Source organism: Actinomadura sp. 7K534 (assembly GCF_004348575.1).
GTDB lineage: Bacteria > Actinomycetota > Actinomycetes > Streptosporangiales > Streptosporangiaceae > Spirillospora > Spirillospora livida.
Genome location: NZ_SMKB01000139.1, coordinates 1 through 19,289 on the forward strand (window position 1 = coordinate 1; position 19,289 = coordinate 19,289).

The 19,289-nt window shown below is 72.2% G+C and carries 19 protein-coding genes; 8 read left to right on the plus strand and 11 right to left on the minus strand.

Annotated features, from left to right (window positions below):
- Positions 1 to 1,095: NAD(P)H-binding protein (locus tag E1266_RS24165; protein WP_132050646.1), on the minus strand; the 1,095-nt coding region annotated here is incomplete at its 3' end.
- 206 nt (positions 1,096 to 1,301) lie between these two features.
- Between E1266_RS24165 and E1266_RS24170 the strand changes: the two genes are divergently transcribed.
- From E1266_RS24170 to E1266_RS24195, 5 genes are all read left to right on the plus strand, one after another.
- Positions 1,302 to 2,138 (plus strand): SAM-dependent methyltransferase, encoded by an 837-nt coding sequence (locus E1266_RS24170; protein ID WP_132050648.1) that lies wholly within the window; start codon positions 1,302 to 1,304, stop codon positions 2,136 to 2,138.
- Between the two features lie 513 nt (positions 2,139 to 2,651).
- A complete protein-coding gene (locus E1266_RS24180; RefSeq protein WP_132050650.1) occupies positions 2,652 to 3,995 on the plus strand; it encodes a hypothetical protein in 1,344 nt (447 codons plus the stop codon).
- A 10-nt stretch (positions 3,996 to 4,005) separates the two neighbouring features.
- Positions 4,006 to 5,283: a DUF1116 domain-containing protein gene (locus E1266_RS24185; protein ID WP_132050652.1), complete on the plus strand. Its 1,278-nt coding sequence runs from the start codon at positions 4,006 to 4,008 to the stop codon at positions 5,281 to 5,283.
- Positions 5,284 to 5,307: 24 nt separating this feature from the next.
- The gene (locus E1266_RS24190) at positions 5,308 to 6,780 is read left to right on the plus strand and encodes an APC family permease (RefSeq protein WP_132050654.1); all 1,473 of its coding nucleotides are present in this window, start codon (positions 5,308 to 5,310) and stop codon (positions 6,778 to 6,780) included.
- A gap of 67 nt (positions 6,781 to 6,847) precedes the next feature.
- Positions 6,848 to 7,561, plus strand: a complete 714-nt coding sequence (locus E1266_RS24195) for a gamma-glutamyl-gamma-aminobutyrate hydrolase family protein (protein ID WP_132050656.1) — start codon at positions 6,848 to 6,850, stop codon at positions 7,559 to 7,561.
- Here E1266_RS24195 and E1266_RS24200 read toward each other — a convergent pair.
- From E1266_RS24200 to E1266_RS24215, 4 genes are all read right to left on the minus strand, one after another.
- A complete protein-coding gene (locus E1266_RS24200) occupies positions 7,540 to 8,049 on the minus strand; it encodes an Lrp/AsnC family transcriptional regulator (RefSeq protein WP_132050658.1) in 510 nt (169 codons plus the stop codon). The genes E1266_RS24195 and E1266_RS24200 overlap by 22 nt on opposite strands.
- A 144-nt stretch (positions 8,050 to 8,193) precedes the next feature.
- Complete coding sequence (locus tag E1266_RS24205) at positions 8,194 to 8,511, minus strand: DUF202 domain-containing protein (RefSeq protein WP_132050660.1); 318 nt, start codon at positions 8,509 to 8,511, stop codon at positions 8,194 to 8,196.
- A complete protein-coding gene (locus E1266_RS24210; RefSeq protein WP_132050662.1) occupies positions 8,508 to 8,903 on the minus strand; it encodes a DUF202 domain-containing protein in 396 nt (131 codons plus the stop codon). Before E1266_RS24210 ends, E1266_RS24205 begins: the two co-directional genes overlap by 4 nt.
- On the minus strand, positions 8,900 to 9,700 hold the full coding sequence (locus tag E1266_RS24215; RefSeq protein ID WP_132050663.1) for an SAM-dependent methyltransferase: 801 nt from the start codon (positions 9,698 to 9,700) through the stop codon (positions 8,900 to 8,902). The genes E1266_RS24210 and E1266_RS24215 overlap by 4 nt, the downstream gene beginning before the upstream one ends.
- 131 nt (positions 9,701 to 9,831) lie before the next feature.
- On the opposite strand from E1266_RS24215, the gene E1266_RS24220 reads away from it, so the two are divergent.
- Both E1266_RS24220 and E1266_RS24225 read left to right on the plus strand, forming a co-directional pair.
- A complete protein-coding gene (locus E1266_RS24220; RefSeq protein WP_132050665.1) occupies positions 9,832 to 12,354 on the plus strand; it encodes a molybdopterin-dependent oxidoreductase in 2,523 nt (840 codons plus the stop codon).
- Positions 12,351 to 13,277 carry an FAD binding domain-containing protein gene (locus E1266_RS24225; RefSeq protein ID WP_243718801.1) on the plus strand — a complete coding sequence of 309 codons (927 nt, stop codon included), beginning with the start codon at positions 12,351 to 12,353 and terminating at the stop codon, positions 13,275 to 13,277. The genes E1266_RS24220 and E1266_RS24225 overlap by 4 nt, the downstream gene beginning before the upstream one ends.
- A gap of 63 nt (positions 13,278 to 13,340) precedes the next feature.
- Here E1266_RS24225 and E1266_RS24230 read toward each other — a convergent pair whose 3' ends face one another.
- Positions 13,341 to 13,994: a TetR/AcrR family transcriptional regulator gene (locus tag E1266_RS24230; RefSeq protein ID WP_165966190.1), complete on the minus strand. Its 654-nt coding sequence runs from the start codon at positions 13,992 to 13,994 to the stop codon at positions 13,341 to 13,343.
- Positions 13,995 to 14,113: 119 nt separating this feature from the next.
- Between E1266_RS24230 and E1266_RS24235 the strand changes: the two genes are divergently transcribed.
- Positions 14,114 to 15,451, plus strand: a complete 1,338-nt coding sequence (locus E1266_RS24235; RefSeq protein ID WP_132050669.1) for a cytochrome P450 — start codon at positions 14,114 to 14,116, stop codon at positions 15,449 to 15,451.
- Positions 15,452 to 15,493: 42 nt separating this feature from the next.
- Here E1266_RS24235 and E1266_RS24240 read toward each other — a convergent pair whose 3' ends face one another.
- The 5 genes from E1266_RS24240 to E1266_RS24260 all read right to left on the minus strand — a co-directional run.
- Positions 15,494 to 16,510 carry a TIGR03617 family F420-dependent LLM class oxidoreductase gene (locus E1266_RS24240; RefSeq protein WP_132050671.1) on the minus strand — a complete coding sequence of 339 codons (1,017 nt, stop codon included), beginning with the start codon at positions 16,508 to 16,510 and terminating at the stop codon, positions 15,494 to 15,496.
- 106 nt (positions 16,511 to 16,616) lie between these two features.
- The gene (locus tag E1266_RS24245) at positions 16,617 to 17,270 is read right to left on the minus strand and encodes a DUF4232 domain-containing protein (RefSeq protein ID WP_132050673.1); all 654 of its coding nucleotides are present in this window, start codon (positions 17,268 to 17,270) and stop codon (positions 16,617 to 16,619) included.
- Between the two features lie 151 nt (positions 17,271 to 17,421).
- Entirely contained in the window at positions 17,422 to 17,556 is a 135-nt protein-coding gene (locus tag E1266_RS24250; protein ID WP_279436345.1) for a hypothetical protein, read from the minus strand.
- A gap of 8 nt (positions 17,557 to 17,564) precedes the next feature.
- Complete coding sequence (locus E1266_RS24255; RefSeq protein WP_132050675.1) at positions 17,565 to 18,497, minus strand: endonuclease/exonuclease/phosphatase family protein; 933 nt, start codon at positions 18,495 to 18,497, stop codon at positions 17,565 to 17,567.
- 179 nt (positions 18,498 to 18,676) lie between these two features.
- On the minus strand, positions 18,677 to 19,289 hold a 613-nt coding region (locus tag E1266_RS24260), incomplete at its 5' end, for a TetR/AcrR family transcriptional regulator (RefSeq protein ID WP_243718802.1).

The following is a 19,289-nucleotide window of genomic DNA, read 5'->3' on the forward strand; positions in this document are numbered from 1 at the left end:
GCCCTGCTCCCCGCCGACCCCCTCGATGACCTCCCACACCCGCTCGGGCGACGCGTTCGCGGGGCAGGTGCGCTCGTCGGTGTAGAGGCTGCCGCCCGCCCAGTCCGGATCGGTCGGCAGCGGGTCGCTGGGCGCCCCCGGCGTGCTGGCCGACGACCACCGGGTGGCGACGTCCGCCTCCCGGACGCGGCGCAGCGCCAGCGCCACGGACAGGTCGAAACCGATCGCCGCGCCGGGCGGCGGCACGTACTCGTCGATGTCGTGCTCCCGGCGGACGACCTCGTTGCGCAGCGACTCCACCAGCGGCCGCGCGAGAGCGCCGGGAACGGGCGTGATGGCCCCCACCCACAGGCTCGACAAGCGGGGGCTCAGCACCGGCACCGGGATGATGATCCGGCGCCTGAGCCCGGCGACGGCCGCGTAGCGCCGCATCATCTCGGCATAGGTGAGGACGTCGGGTCCGCCGATGTCGAACCCGCGGTTCACGTCCGGGGGCAGGTCGGCGGCGGCCGCCAGGTAGTACAGGACGTCCCGGATGGCGATCGGCTGGATGTGCGTGCGCACCCACTGCGGCGTGACCATCACCGGCAGCCGCTCGGTCAGGTAGCGCAGCATCTCGAACGACGCCGACCCCGAGCCGATGATCACCGCGGCGCGCAGCCACGCCGTCGGGACCCCGCTGCCGAGCAGGATCTCGCCGACCTCGGCGCGGGACCGCAGGTGCGGGGACAACTCCTCCTCGGGGTCCATGCCGCCGAGGTAGACGAGCCGCCCCACCCCCGTCTCCCGCGCCGCGTCCGCGAAGGTGCGCGCAGCCCGCCGGTCCGCCTCGGCGAAGCCGCCCGCGGCGCCGATCGCGTGGATCAGGTAGTAGGCGACGTCCACCCCGTCCAGGGCCCGCCGCGTCGCGGCGGGGTCGGTGGCGTCGGCCTCGACGATCTCCACCCGCCCGGACCACGGATGGTCGCGCAGCCGCCGCGCCGAGCGCGCCATGCACCGCACCCGGTGGCCGGCGTCCAGCAGCTCCGGGACCAGCCGCCCGCCGATGTAGCCGCTCGCGCCGGTCACCAGGCACAACCGCCCGCCCGCGCCCATCAGCCGACCCCGTCGATCATGCCCATGCCGCCCCCCCGATCGGACACCTCGTACCCGCCGTCCCCGCGCACAAGCCTGTGAACTGCGGATGAGCGACGACGTTCCGGATCTGCCCGGTCCGGGCGGGCTCCTACCGGACGGGGCCGTATCGGGCGGGTTCGCCCACTCGGCCGCCCGGCGCGGCCGGGCGTGTGAAACTGAGGGCCATGAGCGATCACCCCGCCGGGGACGCCGGCGACAGCCCCCGGGACGAGCTCGCCGGCCGGATCCAGTCGGACCGGCCGCACTCGGCCCGCGTCTGGGGATTCCTGCTGGGCGGCAAGGACCACTATCCGGCCGACCGCGCGGTCGGCGAGATGATCCAGCAGACGTTCCCCGACATCGCGCTGCTGGCGAGGCTGCAGCGCTACTTCCTCGCCCGCTCCGTGCGCTTCCTCGCGGGCGAGGCCGGGATCCGGCAGTTCCTCGACATCGGGACGGGGCTGCCCACCGTCGACAACACCCACGAGGTGGCCCAGCGTGTGGCACCCGATTCACGCATCGTCTACGTGGACAACGACCCCCTCGTGCTGGTGCACGCCCAAGCTCTCCTGACGAGCACCCCAGAGGGGGCCTGCGACTACATCGACGCCGACGTGCGCGACCCGGACCTGATCCTGGAGAAGGCGTCCAAGACCCTGGACTTCTCCCAGCCGATCGGGCTCACGCTGCTCGGCATCATGGGCCAGCTACCCGACTCCGACGATCCGTGGGGAATCGCGAAGCGCCTGCTGGACGCGCTTCCGGCCGGCAGCTACCTGGCCCTTGCCGACGGCACCGACACCAACCCGACGCTGAACCACGCCATCGAGACCTACAACGCCAACTCCGCGAGCTCGTACCACCTGCGGAGCCCCGACCAGATCGCCCGTTACTTCGAGGGTCTGGAACTCGTGGAGCCCGGCGTGGTCCCCACCTCCATGTGGCGCCCGGACCTCCCTGAAGTCGACGACACCCCCCAGAACGTCGACTCCGTATGCGGCGTCGGCAAGAAGCTCACCTGACGACTCCTCGCGCCGGCGCTCCGGCCCGGCGTGGTCAGCGCACCTGGCCGGCCTGCGTGTAGGGGGATCGGCGAACTCGGGGGCCGATGGCCCCCGGCGCCGGGGGCGATGCCGCTCACCGGAGCGTGCCGCCGGACGGCCACGCCGCGCCGCCGGGCGGCGGCCGCGAACGCCTGCCCGGTCTGGTAGGCGTCGCCGTAGCCGCCTCTCGGCTCGTAGGCGAACGCCGCGAAGCCGGCGAGGTCGGCGTGCGGCCACAGGGCCTGCGCGTCGGCGTGGCCGATGGTCCGTGCGTCGAGGGCACCCCGTAGCGGCATCGGACGACGCCGCTCGATTTCGCGGTGCCGCCGGAGCAGAGCGTGCCGTGCTCCTGGACGAGGACGTCCCGCACGCCGCGCCGCACGGGTTTCCGCGGGTTTCGAGATCGAAATCAAGCACTCGTCGGACACTTCACTGTTGACATTCGACTCTGTCATCCGCATCATGAGTCGAAATCCGGCAGAGGAGTGTTTTGTGTCACAGGCTGAAGTCCTCCGGGACCAGTTGATCGAGCAGGGCGTCAAGTTCGTCTTCGGCTTCTACGTCGACATCCACGGCGTGCCCAAGAGCAAGTGCGTCCCGGTCGAGTCGCTGCCCTCCATGGCCGAGGGCTCGGAGCTGTACACGGTCGGGGCGCTGGAGGGCATGGGCGACCTCGGCCCGCACGAGGACGAATGCGCCGGCATCCCGGACCTGGACCGGCTGGTGGTCCTGCCCTGGAAGCCGGAGGTCGCGGTGGTCCCCGCCAGCCTGCACCTCAACGGCGAGCGCTACCCGCAGGAGGCGCGCAACTTCCTGCTTCAGCAGGTCGGCGAGGCCGCGGACCTCGGCTTCGTCGTGAACGTGGGGATCGAGCCGGAGTTCTACGTGGTGCGCGAGACCGGCCGGGGGTGGGAGCCGCTCGTCCCGCAGGACAAGCTGAACTCCCCGACGCGCGGCTACGACCTGGAGACCACGGTGCTGGCCGAGCCCTTCCTGGGGCGGATGGTCGACTACATGAACCGGCTCGGCTACGGGGTCTACTCGTTCGACCACGAGGGCGGCGACGGGCAGTACGAGTTCAACTTCGACTACGCCGACGCGCTCACCATGGCCGACCGCATGGTGATCTTCCGGCTGATGGCCAAGCACGTGGCCCGGGAGCTGGGCTGCATCGCCACGTTCATGGCCAAGCCGTTCCAGGACGACTTCGGCTCCGCGTCCCACCTGAACATCAGCCTGGCGGACAAGGAGACCGGCCGGAACCTCTTCGAGGCCGACTCCGGCGGCGGGTACAGCGACATCGCCCGCCACTTCGTGGCCGGGGTGCTGGCCCACGCGGGCGCCATCAGCGCGGTGACCTGCCCGACGGTCAACTCCTACAAGCGGTTCACCAGCAAGGGGTTCATGGACGAGATCTCCTGGGCCCCGATCTACCGGAGCTGGGGGGAGAACAACCGGACCCTGATGTGCCGGCTGCCGGTGAACCGGCACTGCCTGGAGGTCCGCACCGTGGACGCCTCGGTGAACTACCACCTCGGCATCGGCCTCGTCCTCGCCGCCGGGCTGGACGGCGTGGTCAACAAGCTCGACCCGGGCGAGCCGCTCAACCGCGACACCTACCGGATGAGCGCGGAGGAGCTCGCCGGATACGGCGACCTCGCGCTGCCGCGCTCGCTGGAGCAGGCGCTGGACCTCTTCGAGGCCGACGGGCTCGCCGAGCGGGTCATGGGCAAGGAGTTCCACCGCACCTTCCTGGAGTACAAGCGCGCGGAGTGCCGTGAGTACGGCGCAGTGGTCACCGACTGGGAGACCCGGACCTACCTGCAGAGGCTCTGAGGTGTCCGCGGTGAACGAGACGCCGGTCGAAACGCTGCGCGAGAAGGCCAACGCGGAGGCGCTCGCGAGGATCGTCGGCGCCGAACCGGTGCTGACCGGGGTCGCCGCGGCCGGGGACGTCGTCCCCGGGATGACCCCGACCACCATCCTGACGTCCGGTGCGCCGCTGGAATGGCCCGAGTACACCGGCGGCCAGCGCCGCGCCATCCTCTACGGCGCGGTCTACGAGGGCCTGGCCGGGACGGTCGAGGACGCCGAGGCCAAGCTCGACCGCGGGGAGATCCAGGTCCGCGCGACCCAGCAGCACGACTGCATCGGCTCGGTCGCCGGCATCTACACCGCCTCGATGCCGGTGTTCGTCGTCCGCGACGACGCGCACGGCAACGTCGCCTTCTGCAACTTCTACGAGGGCAAGAGCCGCTTCCGGCTGAACTACGGGTCCTACGACCGGGAGGTCGCCGACGGCCTGCGGTGGCTGGAGACGACCATGGCCCCGGTGCTGGCCGAGTGCCTCGCCGCCGGCCCGGTCCCGCTGAAGCCGCTGATGGCCCGGGCGCTGCGGCTCGGCGACGAGCTGCACAGCCGCAACACGGCGGCGACCCTGCTGCTGCAGCGGGAGCTCACCCCGAGGCTGTTCGACCTGGCCGTGACGGCGGAGTGGCGGACGCGGGTGGAGGAGGTCATGGACTTCTTCCAGGCGAACGACTACGCCTTCCTGCGGCTCGGCATGGCCGCGGCCAAGGCCACCGCGGACGCCGCCCACGGCGTCGAGCACAGCAGCCTGATCACGGGCATGGCGATCAACTGCCGCGAGTTCGCGATCCGCGTCAGCGGGCTCGGCGACGAGTGGTTCCGCGGCGGCCACCCCGAGCTCCAGGGGCGGTTCTTCGACGGGTTCACCGAGGCGGACGCCGAATGGATCGGCGGGGAGAGCTGCGTCACCGAGACCGTCGGCCTCGGCGGGATGGCGCAGGCGTGCGCCCCGTCGCTGATGAACTACCAGGGCGGCAGCTTCGAGGCCATGCTGGCCAACAACGAGGCGATGTACTCCATCACCCTGTCCGAACACCCCGAATACCGGATCCCGGCGTTCGACTTCCGCGGCACGCCGGTCGGCATCGACCTGCACGCCGTCGTCTCCACCGGCCGCACCCCGCTGATCGACGGGGGGCTGGCCGGACGGTCCGGCGGCCAGATCGGCGCCGGTGTCCTCCGGCCCCGGATCGACGCGTTCACCGCCGCCGCAGCCGCCTACGCCGAGCGCCACCCGGCCTCGGTCGTCTTCTGACCACGACCAGCCCAGGAGAGAGCGATGACATTCTCGGAGCAGGCGAAGAGCACCCGAGGCGAACCGGCGGCCCCGTCGGCTCCGCACATCCGCGGCCGCATGGGGCCCTTCGAGCTGGCCTTCTTCGTCGTGGCCGCGGCCGGGCCGCTGCTGGTGGTCGCGGGCTTCGCCCCGCTGGCCTTCATGATCGGCGGGATCGGCGCACCCGGCGCCCAGCTGGTCGCGGGCATCGTGCTGCTGCTCTTCGCGGTCGGCCTGACCAGGATGGCGCTGCGCATCAAGAACGCCGGCGCCTTCTACTCCTACATCGGGCAGGGCCTCGGCCGTCCCGCGGGCGGCGGCGCGGCGACCCTGGCGACGACGGCGTACTCGGTGATCGCCATCGGCCAGCTCGGGGCGGTGGGGGCCTTCGCGGTGGTGCCGGTCAAGGACGCGTTCGGCGTCGACGTGCCCTGGCCCGTGTTCTCCCTCGCCGCGTTCGCGATCGTGGCCTTCCTGGGCCACCGGCGGATCTCGCTCAGCGCGAAGGTGCTCGGCATCGCGCTGCTCCTGGAGGCCGCGATCCTGCTGGTGCTCGCCGCGCCGGTGCTCCTGAAGGGCGGCGCCGAGGGCTTCGACCTGAACTCGTTCGCCCCGTCGGCGGTCTTCGCGGGCGGCGGCACGGGCGCGATGTTCGCGATCGTGTTCGGCGCGTTCATCGGGTTCGAGTCGACCGCGATCTACGCGGAGGAGGCGCGGGACCCCGAGCGGACCGTCCCGCGCGCGGTCTACCTGGCGGTCGGGTTCCTCGCGATCTTCTACACGTTCATGGCGTGGGTCGTCTACGTCGCGTACGGCAAGTCGAAGATCGTGGGCGCCGCCACCGACGACCCGGTCGGGCTGGTGTTCGCCGCGACGGAGCAGTACGTCGGGCGCGGCGCGGTGGTCATGATGGAGCTCCTCCTGGTCACCAGCGCGTTCGCCTCCACGCTGGCCTTCCACAACACCGCGTCGCGGTACCTGTTCACGCTCGGCCGCGAGCGGATGCTTCCCCGCGCGCTCGCCCGCGTCCACCCCAGGCACCACTCGCCGTACGTGGCCAGCGCCGCGCAGGCGACGATCGCGCTCGTGGCGATCTGCGCGTTCATGGTCGCCGGAGCCGACCCCTACCTGCAGGTCTTCCTGCTCATGGTGGCGCCGGGCGTGCTCGCCGTGATCGTGCTGCAGGCGCTGTGCTCACTGGCGATCGTTTCCTACTTCAACCGGGTGAACACCGCGCACGGGCTGACCGTGTGGAGCACGATGGTCGCGCCGCTGCTCAGCCTCGGCGGGCTCGGCGTGGCGTCCTGGCTGGTGGCCCGCAACTTCGAGCTGCTGTCCGGCCGCACCGACTGGGTCAACGTCCTGCTCCTCAGCGTCATCCCGGTGGCGTTCCTCATCGGGACCGCGCGGGCGCTGCAGCTCAGGCGGAGCGACCCCGCGGTGTACGCGCAGCTGACCAAGACCGAGGTCCACTGAACGCTCCTTCGCCCTGCCGGAGTCGGGACGTCGCGCCAATCGAGAGGTGGGTGTGGGGAAAAAGCCGTTGATCGGTATCAGCGCCGACCTGGCCGAGGCCGAATGGGAGGACTGGCGGCGGCGCGCGGTCGTACTTCCGGTCGCCTATCACGAGCAGGTCATGGCCGCCGGCGGGCTGGCCGCCGTCATCCCGCCGCAACTCGGAATGGCGGCCGAAGTGGTGCGGGAGATCGACGGGCTGGTGCTGGCCGGGGGAGGGGACGTCGATCCCGGCCGATACGGGGCCCGGCCGCACCCGGCGGTGCGCAGGGCGGACGCCGTGCGGGACGAGTGGGAATTCCAGCTCGCCGGCGCCGCCCTGGACGCGGACCTGCCGATCCTCGGTATCTGCCGGGGCATGCAATTGCTGAACGTCATTCGCGGCGGGACGCTGATACAGCACCTTCCCGACGCCGTTCGCTCCACCCTGCACCTGCCGGTCCGCTCCGGGTTCGGAAAGCACCCGGTCGCCACCCGGCCCGGCAGCCGGCTGCAGGCCGCCCTCGGCGAGCACGCCGACATCGCCACCCACCACCACCAGGCGGTCGACGTCCTCGGCGAGGAGGTGGTCGAGACGGCGTGGGCCGAGGACGGGGTCGTCGAGGGGATCGAGGTCCGCGGCCGGGCCTTCGCCTGCGGGGTGCAGGGCCACGCGGAGGAGAGCGGGCTGACCGGGCTGTTCGAGCAGCTCGTCGCCGCCGCGGCCGGCCGCCGGAGCGCTCAGCCGAGCTCCCACTCGTAGGAGAACTTCTCGATCCGGAGAATGAGCGAGGTCTCCACGTCGGTGATGCCCGGCAGCCCGCCGAGCACCTCGGTGGTGAACCGGAGCAGGTGCTCCCGGTCGTAGAAGAAAGCCTCGATCATCACGTCGAAGCGGCCCGTGGACAGGCCGCAATAGCGGACCTCCGGAGCCTCGATCAGCTGCCGGCTCACCTCGCGCAGATGAGTGAGGTGGACCGAGAGCCCGATAATCGCCGAGATGCTGTATCCGGCCAGCCGCGGGGTCGGCACCGCGACGATTTCGATGAGCTCCCGCTCCCGCATCGAGGCGATGCGCTTGCGCACCGTGGTCTCGGTGATGCCCAGGCGCCTCGCTATCTCGGAATTCGACGTGCGCCCGTCTTTCTGGAGAATCCGCAGAATCTCGCGGTCGGTGCCGTCCAGCGCCGAGAGCGACGGGCCGCCCTGTCCCGGCCCGGTAGCGTCCGCGGAATTCTCCTTGCGACCCATTCGCACAGGATATCGCCATGCCGCCCGTTCCCTGTGCGAAACCGGCCCGGGGGGCGGGCGGAAATCGGCGCGGTTTGTGTGATCATCGCAACAGGGCGTCCGCGCGATTGCGGATGTCCATCGAACGCCCCGGTGCGCCCCGGTTCACCTGAGTGCGAAGAGCATCGTGACGACGGCCAGCAGGAGCGTCAGGAGGGTCGTGGTCAGGACGGCGGTGGGGTCGGCTGCGCCGGCGCCCTCCGGGAGGTTGCGCCGGCGGTGGCGGAAGCTCGCGCTGCTGCGCCGCAGTTGCAGGGCCGCGCCGCCGCAGACGACGGCCGCCGCCAGCGCCGCGCCCGCCGCCGTGGGGGCGAGCCGGACGCACAGCAGGCCCGCGGCGATCAGGGCGAGGGTGGTGCGGGACCACGCGAGCGCCGTCCGCTCCGGCTGCGCGCCCGGATCCCAGAGCCGGCGGGACCTCACCGGGCGACGAGGACCGCGACCAGCAGGACGACCGACGCGACGGCCAGCCCGTACGCCATGACCGGGGCGAGCGCGGGCGGCGGCAGCGTCTCGTCCCGGCGCAGCGCCCGCTCGGTGCGGAGCCAGCGGTGGAACGCCAGCGCCGCGACCAGCGCCCCGATGGCGGCGGAGCCGATCGACAGGACGTGCCGCACCGGCGCCTCGACCAGGTCGTCGACGAGCGCGAGGCCGATGCCGGCCGCGATCAGCGCCAGCGCCGTCCGGATCCAGGCCAGGAACGTGCGCTCGTTGGCGAGCGAGAAGCGCGGGTCGGGGTCGCTGCCCTCGGCCAGGAGGCGGCCGGTCCAGCCGCGGCCGGGCGGCTGCGGACCGCGCTCCTGCCCGGAGGTCATTTGACGGCGACGCCGCCGTAGACCCAGGCGCCGCCGCTCGCCGCCGCCTCCGCCTCGTCGGCGTGCCACCGGTTGACCTTGACCAGGCCCGGCTCCACGAGGGGGAGGCCGTTGAACAGGCGCAGGATCCGGTCGTGGTCGCGGAAGACCATGGGCGCCGATGCCTTCTCGTAGGCGTCCTCGATGATCTCGACGAGGTCGGCCGGGCGGTCGTCGAGGGTGCTGTGCGAGATGACGAGGTGGCTGCCGGGCGCCATGCGGTCGGTGAACGCGCCGACGATGCCCGCGGGGTCCTCCTCGTCGGTGACGAAGTGCAGCATGGCGTTGAAGATGACGCCGACCGGGCGGTCGAAGTCGATCAGCCGCGCCACCTCGTCGGAGGCCAGGACGGTCTCGGGGGCGCGCATGTCGGCCTGCAGCGCGGCGGTGCGGTCGTCGGCGGCCAGCAGGGCGCGGGCGTGCGCGATGACGATCGGGTCGATGTCCACGTAGACGACGTGGGCGAGCGGGTGCACGCGCTGGGCGACCTCGTGGACGTTGCCCTGGTTCGGCAGGCCCGCGCCGAGGTCGATGAACTGGTCGATGCCCTGCTCGGCGACGTAGGAGATGGCGCGGCCGAGGAAGCGGCGGTTCGCGCGGAGTGCCTCGACGCCGTCCGGGATGGAGGCGATGAGGTGGCCCGAGAGTTCGCGGTCGGCGGCGTAGTTGTCCTTGCCGCCGAGGACGTAGTCGTACATGCGGGCCACGTTCGGGGTGTTCGGGTCGATCCCCTGCGGCACGCCTGGCTGTTGCGACACCGGTGATTCCCGTCTGCCGTGGGCGTTGAGCGTCAGCAATGATCTTAGCCCCGAGATCGTGCGAAAGTGATGATTTACCCTGCTCGCTGTGCCACGATGACGCTGATCACTGCCCGGCGCGGGGAGCGTGCATGGAATTCGGCCTCAACGGCAAGCTCGTGGACGTCGGTGTCGAGCCCGAGGAGACCGTGGCGGATGTGCTGCGGGACCGGATGGGGCTGACCGGGACCAAGGTCGCCTGCGGGACGGGCGTGTGCGGCACCTGCACCGTGCTGGTCGACGGGCGCTCGGCGGCGAGCTGCCTGCTGCCCGCCGGCGCGGCGGCGGACCGCGAGATCACGACCGTCGAGGGGCTCGGCGGCGACCATCCGGTGCAGCGGGCCTTCGCCGCGCACGACGCGCTGCAGTGCGGCTACTGCACGCCGGGCTTCGTGGTGGAGGCGGCCGCGTTCGTGGACCGCTGGCGGGCCGGGCACGGCACGGCCGAGCCGTCCCGCGAGCAGATCGCCGAGGCCCTGGCGGGTCACCTGTGCCGCTGCGGCGCGTACGCCGGCATCTACGCGGCGGTCGCCGCCGCGTGCGCGGGCGAGCACGACGAGGGGACGGTGACGCCGCCGCGCGTGGAGGCCCTCAGCAAGATCACCGGCGCCGCGAGGTACACCGCGGACGTCGTCCTGGACGGGCAGCTCGAAGGCGTGATCGTCCGGTCGCCGCACCCCCACGCGAAGGTCGGCGAGATCCGGTTCGACGGCCCGGTGACCGAGATGCTGCCGCCGGACCGCGTCGTCCGGTACGTGGGCCAGCCGGTGGCCGCGGTCGCCGCGCCCACCAGGGCCGAGGCGCTCGCGGCCGCGGCGCGGGTCGAGGTGGAGTACACCGAGCTGCCCGCCGTGCTCTCGCCGGACGACGAGACCCCCGTCTACCCGACCAAGGAGTCCCGCGAGTGGGCTCCGCGCGCCAACGAGGGCCCGCTCGCCTCCGCGAAGTGGAACGGCAACGTGCGCGGCCCCGCCGCGATGAGCTGGCGCGGCGGCACGGCCGAGAAGCGCATCGAGAAGGCCCGGGACGACGACGCCCAGACCCTCGTGGAGGCCACCTACACCACCGGCGTCCAGGCCCACACGTGCATGGAGCCGCACGGCTGCGTGGCCCGCTGGGAAGGCGAGGAGCTGCACCTCCACCTGTCCACGCAGGCCGTCACGCGTGTCGCCGCGCAGGCGGTCAAGCGCTGGAAGCTCCGCCCGGAGCAGGTCCACATCGTGGCCGAGCACGTGGGCGGCGGCTTCGGCTCCAAGGTCAACGTCACGTCCGACGTGGTCGCGGCGGTGGAGCTGTCCCGCCTGCACGGCGCGCCGGTCCGGGTCGTCCTCAGCAGGCCGGAGGAGCTCGTCGACGGCGGCACCCGCCCCGGGGTGCGCATCGAGCTGGCCCTCCTCGCCGACGCCGACGGGAAGCTGTCCGCCTTCACGATGGACGCGCACGGCGACTCCGGCGTCTCCATCGGGTCCAACGCGGCCTGGCACTCGCGGTTCTTCTACGGCAACGCGCCCCGCCGGATCCGCGACTACGACCACGTCACCAACCGCGCCCCCGGCATCCCGTTCCGGGGCCCCGGCCTGCCGCCGATGCTGTGGGCGCTGGAGCAGGGCGTGGACGAGATGGCGCTGCGCCGCGGCGAGGACCCCATCGAACTGCGCCGCCGCTGGGACGGCAACGCCAAGCGCCACGCGCTCTACGACCGGGCCGCGGCCCTGCCCATGTGGCGCGACCGCAGCGATCCCGGCGACGGCCGCATCCGGCGCGGCGTGGGCGTCGCGGCCGCCAACTACATGTACTTCCTCGACCCGGGCACCAAGGTCTCGCTGACCGTCGAGCAGGGCGCCGTCGTCGCCCGCATCGCCACGCAGGACATCGGGACGGGCAGCCGCTCGGTGATCGCCGAGGTCGTGCGGTCCGCGCTCGACCTGCGGCCGGGCCAGGTGCGCGTCGAGGTCGGGAACAGCGACCACGCCTACGGGCCGACCTCCGCCAGCAGCTGCTCCACCCCGTCCATCGCCCCCGCGGCCCAGGACGCGGCGGACCGGCTCCGCAAGGCCCTCGGCGCCCGCTCCCTCGAAGACGCCGAGGGGCTCCACGTCGTCGGCAGGCGCCCCCGGGACCGCCGCGGATACGTCACGCCCTTCCCGCTGGACCACTTCGCCATCGGCCGGGGCTTCTCGGGAGCGGTCGTCGTCACCGAGGTCGAGGTGGACACCCTGCTCGGCCGGATCAGGCCGACCCGCGTCTGGAGCGGCGTGACCGCCGGCCACGTCTACGCCCCCCGGCTGGCCCGCAACCAGTGCGAGGGCGGGGTCATCCAGGGCATCGGCTACGCCCTGTACGAGCAGCGGCACGACGACCCGGCCACCGGCACCGTGCTCACCGCGAACCTGGAGGACTACCGCATCCCGGGTATCGCCGACACCCCGGAGATCGACGTGTACTTCCACACCGAGGGCTGGGACCACGTGCCCGGCCGCGGCATCGGCCTCGGCGAGGTCTGCACCATGGCGGTCGCCGCGTCGATCGGCAACGCCGTCCGGCACGCCACCGGCCGGCGCCCGCACGACCTGCCCATCAGGCCCGACCTGCTGCTGGAGGGGATCGGCGCGTGACCACCATCGAGGCCGCCGCCCAGGCCGTCCGCGACACCGGCGGCGAGCTGCGCGCCGGCGGCACCGACGTGATGAGCCGGGCGGCGGGCACCCCGGTCGACCTGCTCGGCATCCCGGGCCTGCGCGGCACCGAGTGGCGGCCGGACGGCTCCGCCCGCATCGGCGCCCTCACGTCCATCGCCGACGTGCTCGCCGACGACCGCCTGGCCGCCGCCTATCCCGCGCTCGCCGCGACGGCCGCCGCCATCGCCACCCCGCAGATCCGCAACGTCGCCACCGTCGGCGGCAACCTGCTGCAGCGCAACCGGTGCTGGTACCTGCGCCATCCGGCCTTCACGTGCCACCAGACGGGAGGCGACAGCTGCCCCGCCCGCGACGGCGCCCACCTGTACTCGGCCGTCGTCGACCAGGGCCCCTGCATCGCCCCGCACCCCTCCTCGCTCGCCGTCGCCCTGCTCACCTATGCCGCGACGGCCGACGTCCACGGCCGGTCACCGCTGGAGATCGCCGAGCTGTACGGGGACGGCACCGACCCGACGCGCGACCATCTCCTGAATCCCGGCGAGATCCTCCAGGCCGTGCTCATGCCCGCGCCCACGCCGGGCGAACGGGCCGCCTACCGCCGCGCCACTGCCCGGGAGATGGCGGAATGGCCCCTGGTCGAAGCCGTCGCGCGGCTGACCCTCGACGGTGACACGATCGCGTCCGCCACCGTGGCCGCCGGCGGAGTCGCCCGCACACCCCTCCTCCTGCCCGAGGTTGCGGACGCCCTGGTCGGCAAGCCCGCCACGGAGGAGACCCTGGCCGCCGCGGCCGACCTGGCGGCCGCCCGCTGCAGCCCGCTGCCGAACAACGCCTACAAGGTGGCCCTCCTCCGCGCCACCCTGATCGACACCCTCACCGCCTGCTCGTCCCCGAGCTGACCACCGGGGGACTGGCGGGGGCGGAACCCTGCACGGCCCCGCGTCCGCGTGCCGGCGGCGTGGTCAGCGGAGCCGGTGGTGGAGGGGCGCGGCCAGCTCGGTGGTCGTCAGGATCAGGGCGACGGTGTAGTCGACGAGGTGGTCGCGGTCGATGCCGAGGTCGCCGCGGAACCAGTTGGTGAACAGCTCCCAGAGGCCGGCCGTGAGGGTCAGCCCCGTCAGCTCCAGGTCGGTGTCGGAGAGCGAGACGTGGTCGAGGGTCTGGTGGGCCTGGGCGGCGAAGATGCCGGCCAGCGTCCGGATGATCTCGACCCGCCGCCGCTGGAGCAGGGGCGACAGGGGGAACGCGTGGGTCAGGATGTGCGCGCGCCGCGGGTCCGTGGTCAGGAAGTCGAACACGGCGGTGACCACGGCGCGGGTGCGGGCCTGCGGATCCCGGGGGGCCTCGCGGGCGGCGGACAGGATCACGGCGGTGCCCTGGGCGACCTGGTCGTCGATGACCGCCAGTAGCAGGGCCTCCCGGTCCGGGAAGCTCTCGTAGAAGTAGCGGTCGTTGAGCCCGGCCTCGGCGCACACCTTCCGCACGGTCGCGGCCGCCCAGCCGCGGGTGCCCAGCAGCTCCAGCCCGGCCGCGAGCAGCGCGGCGCGGCGGCGGGCCCGCCGCTGGTCGGCGGGGACGCCGCGGTAGGGGCGGGCGCGAGAAGGCTGGGACGGCACAGCCCCGATTGTGCCGCATCCCTTGACTTCGACCGCAAATCTGGAGACGGTACACACCAGATACTTCTGGTGTGCTGCTTCACCAGATTGGTCGCGGTGAGACGGGAGCGTGAGGGCCGATGACCACGGAGAACCCCCCGCAGCTGGAGCTGGCGGACATCGACCTGAGCGACCTGCGGTTCTGGGCTCGCCCCCTGGACGAGCGGGCGCGGGCCTTCGCGCTACTGCGCGCCCACCCCGAACCGGTGTTCTTCACCCTTCCGAAGCTGCCCTTCCTGCCGCAGAGCCCCGGGTCGTGGGCGCTGGTCCGTCATGAGGACGTGACGGAGGCCAGCCGCAACCCCGAGGTGTTCAGCAGCGAGCCCAGCGCCACCAGCCCGGCCGACATGCCGCGCTGGATGGACAAGTACTTCAACTCGATGATCGACATGGACGACCCGCGGCACGCGAAGATCCGCCGGATCGTGTCGCGGGCGTTCAGCCCCAGGATGCTCGCCAAGGCCGAGGACGACATCGCCAACCGGGCCGCCCGGATCGTGGACGAGCTGATCGCGACCGGCGACGGCGATTTCGTGTCCCGGGCCGCGGCGCGGCTGCCGGTCGAGGTCATCTGCGACATGCTGGGCATTCCCGCCCGGCACCACCAGCGGGTGGTGGACCTGACCAACATCATCGTCGGCTACAGCGACCCCGAGTACGTGGGCGCCACCGTGGAGTACAGCGGCGGTACGCCGAAGCTGGGCCGGGTGGACACGGTCCGCATGCTGGGCACGATCGCGTCGGCGGGCTGGCGGCTGCACCGCCTGGCGGCCCAGCTCGGCCGGGAGCGCAGGGCCACGCCCACCGACGACCTGACCTCGGCGCTGGTGAACGCCAACGTCGACGGCGAGCGGCTGAGCCCGCGCGAGTTCGCCACGTTCTTCCTGCTGCTGGTGGTCGCCGGGAACGAGACGACCCGCAACGCGATCGCGCACGGCCTGAAGCTGTTCACCGAGCACCCCGAGCAGCGGGAGCTGCTGCTGGCCGACTTCGACGGCCGCATCGCGGGGGCCGTCGAGGAGATCGTCCGCTACAGCAGCCCGGTCATCTTCATGCGCCGCAACCTCACCCGCGACTACGAGATGAACGGCCACACCTACCGCAAGGGCGAGCGGGTGACGCTGTTCTACTGGTCCGCCAACCGCGACGAGTCGATGTTCACCGACCCCGACCGCTTCGACATCACGCGTTCGCCGAATCCGCACGTCGGGTTCGGCGGACCCGGCCCGCACTTCTGCCTGGGCGCCAACCTGGCGCGACGGGAGATCACCGTGATGTTCCGTGAGCTCTTCACCCGCCTGCCCGACATCACCGCGGGGGAGCCCGACCGGCTCATGTCCGGGTTCATCAACGGCTACAAGCGGCTGCCGTGCACGTTCACTCCGCCGGCCACCTCGTCCGCGACGGCCGCGCCCTGACGGGAGGCCAAGGCGGCGATCACCCGTGGCGGGCGGGCGCGTTCACGGCGTCCGGCGAAGTTCGTCCGCGAGGGCGGCGATCGTCTTCTCCGGATGGGTCGTTCCGGGGAAGTAGGCGCAGATCCGCTCGGCCACGTCGCCGAACCGGGTCTTGATCTCGGCGGCGCACTCGGCCGGCGTTCCGACGACCGCCAGGGTCCGCGCCATCGTGTCGTCGATCAGCCCGACCATCGTCATGATGTCGCCGGTCTTGGACAGCGCTCTCAATTCGGGCTGCAGATCCCCCCAGCCCTCGATGTCCAGGACCGGCCGGTACGCCGGGGTCGAACCGTAGAACGCCAGCAGTGCCTTCACCCCGAAGGTCGCGGCCTCGATCTCCTCGGGCGTGTCGCCCATCGCGACGATCGCCTGCGGGTACACCTCGACCCGGTCGCGACCCGCCCGCTCCAGGCCCTCCGCAACGGCCGGGAGCGTGCGCTCGCGGAAATGCCGGTGGCTGTGGAACGGCATGACCAGGAGCCCGTCGGCGACCTCGGCCGCCGTCCGGGTCATCACCGGTCCCAGCGCGCCGAGCAGGACCGGCGGGACGCCGTAGGGGTTCGGTCCGGGGACGAACGTCGCGGGCATCAGGGTGTGCCTGGTGAACTCGCCGCGGAAGTCGAGCGGGGTGCCGTCCTGCCAGGAGTTCAGGATCGCCTTCACCGCGAGCACCGCCTCGCGCATCCGGGCGGCCGGCCTGCTCCACTCCGAGCCGTACCTGTTCTCGATGTGCGGCCTGATCTGCGAGCCCAGCCCGAGCCGGAACCGGCCCTTGCTCAGCAGGTGCAGGTCGTAGGCCATGTTGGCCAGGTTCATCGGGCTGCGGGGGATCGCGATCGCGACGTTCGTCATCAGGTCGGCCGGCGGCACGTCCGGTGAGCCGGCCGCGACGATCAGCGGCAGGAAGACGTCGTGCGGGCCCTCGAAGGTGAACAGGCCGTCCACCCCGGCGGCGATCAGCGCGCGGGCGCGTTGCGCCGCCTCGTCGGGCCTGCCGTCCAGCTGAACATCGAGTTTCACTGGCCGATCTCCGTTCCGCACGGCGCCCCGCGTCCGCCGGCAAGTGGCTGGGAATGCTGGACCGAGCCTCGCATGCCGGAGTCGAGGCCCGCACCGGCCCCGGAGATCAGTTGTAGTTGACGGTGTTCGGACTGGGCTGGAGAGTGCCCTGGGTGAGCGTGCCGGGGCAGATGTCGCGCTGCCCGCCCCGCCAGGACACCTCGGCGGGAAGCCAGGAGCCGTGCCACGACACCGCCCAGCCGTCGGCGGACGGGCATTCCGGGCTCGTGCCCCACTTCAGTCCCGCGTAAGCGGTCGCTCCCGGACGCAGGGTGATCCGCATGCCGGGGTTCGGGTGCGCTTCGCGGGCGCCTTCCACGGCCGCGTAGTGCGGGCCGCCCCCGCCGCCCTGCCCGAGCGGCGCCCAGCCGCCGGGCAGGACGCAGTCCGCCGTCGACCTGTTGGACAGCGTCAGGATCGCCAGCACCTTCTCCTCGGAGTCGGACGGCTGCTCGTGCAGCTCGGCGATGAGCTGCCCCGGAAGGCATACGGGGATCTCGTAGCCGCCCGCCCGCGGGGACGTGGACGGCTTGTCACCGCCGGGGGAGGAGCCCGTCGGCGGCCCCGCCTCCTCGGGCTCCACGGCGGTCCCGGGCTCCTCGGCGGCGGGCTCGGGGTCGCCCACGCTGAAGTCGAAGCTGCATCCGGTGACGGAGAGTGCCAGCGCGAGCCCGGCTCCGGCAAGCGCCACGAACGAACGACGGCCGGCACTCTGCGTCATGGTGGGGACCCCCTCGCCTCTTTGGTCAGTTGTAGGGTGAGATGGCTGATATGCCGGATAGGTTCGAAAGAAATTCCAGGTCGTCCGGTTGCCGCGTTCGCTCCCGCTCCGCCCGCCCGGACTGGCCGGGCCGTCGGCTACGCCCAGCCGGTCACCATCTGTAGTCGAGGAACTCGCCGTCGAACGTGATGACCACCCGGTCCCCGTCGGGATCCGGGCGCCGGGAGAAGTCGACGCGGAAGTTGATGGCGCTCATGATGCCGTCGCCGCACTCCTCGTGGATCAAGCGAACGGTCAGTTCGGCCGGGTGAGGGTCATGGCGACCGGGCAGTGGTCGGAGGACTTGGGGTGGTCGCGGCCGACCCCGGGGAAGTGCGGACCGGGGTACCGGTCGGCGCGCAGCGGCAGGCCCTTGCGCATGATCTCGGGTGGGCCGGGGTTGGCGGCGGCCAGGGAGCGGGACAGCAGCAGGTAGTCGAGTTGGGTGTAGTGCTTGCGCCGCTTGAAGAAGTGGGTCCACCGCTCGGCCTCGGGGAGCCGGTCGACCACGTTGACCACCTGGTCCCATCCGACGAGGTCGTCGATGGCCGGCTCGCCCTGGTCGTCGGCCTGCATGAAGTCGTTGAGGTCGCCGCACACGATGAACGGGTGCGCTCCCGGCTCCGGCCCGAAGCGGTCCAGAATGATCTGCTTGACCGCGCGGGCCTGGGCGCGGCGCCGCGGCGCGGTCTGCGCGCGTCCGCCCATCATCGACTTGAAGTGCTGCACGAACAGCGTCAGCACCTGCCCCGGGCCGGGCCACTGCACGTCTACCTCCAGGCAGTCGCGGGAGAACACCTCCCGCGAGCCTGTCTCGTGGACGCGCAGGTGCTGGTAGGTCCGGACGTGGACGATGGGCACCCGCGACATCACGGCGACGTCGATCAGCCGCGGGTCGTTGCCGTCGATGCCCGCGACGTAGGGGTAGGCGCTCCTGCCGCCCAGCGCGCGGGACCGGAAGTGCTTGAGGGTGTCGACGTTCTCGACCTCCTGCAGGCACAGCACGTCGGCGTCCAGTTCCTTGACCGCGGCGCCGGTGAGTTCCTTGTCGGCCAGCGACAGGGGGTGGAAGGCGGTCTTCTCGACCGTCCAGCCGTCCTTGCTGACCGTGCTCGGATCGACGCCCGCGTCGAACCTGAACCGCGCGAAGAGGTTCTCGACGTTGAACGTCGCCACCCGGATGCTCATCGCGCCCCCATACCTGCCCGCGGCTGCCGCCAATGCAGATAGTCACGACGAAACACACCATGCACGCTGTGGTCAACGCAATGCCACGAACGTGCCCAAGTCGGCCACGGCCACGTCCTGCCATCCGCGAGGGATCCGGTCGGGTTGGTCGGCTCCACCACCTGACCGCCGACCGCGCTCTACTGCTCCGGCTGCGGCAGCGCGGATCGTATGTACGGCGTGAGCAGTTCGCGGGCGAGCCGCCGCGCGGCGCGTTCGGACAGGCCCTCCTCGATCATGCGGCTCAGGGTGTAGACGAGCGACTGGACGAGTTCGGCCGTCCGGTCGGGGTCGGGGGCGCCGTGTTCGGTCAGCGCGACGCGGAGCGGACCCTGGAGCTCCCTGTGCAGCAGCCCGCTGGATTCGGCCAGCGTGTCGGTGCGGCCGAAGGCGGCCAGGGCGCGGACGAGCGCGTGGTCCCCGCGGGCGACCAGGCGGAGGTTGGCGTAGACGTAGGCCAGGATCCGGTCACCCGGGCTCTTGGCCCGTCCCATCCGCGCCCGGACGTAGGCGGACCAGCGCGGGAACGTGTCGACGATGAGGGCGTCGAGGAGATCGTCCCGCGACTTGAAGTAGGCGTACACGCTGGAGCGGGCGAGCCCGGCGCGGCGGGCGACCTCCGCCATGCTGGGCGCCCGCTCCGACTCCTCCGCCAGCAGGGAGCGGGCGGCGTCGAGCAGGGCGGCCCGCTGCGCGGCCCGGTGCTCCGCCACGGTCGGCGCCTGGATCTTCGGCACGCGGCCCCCTTCCCCC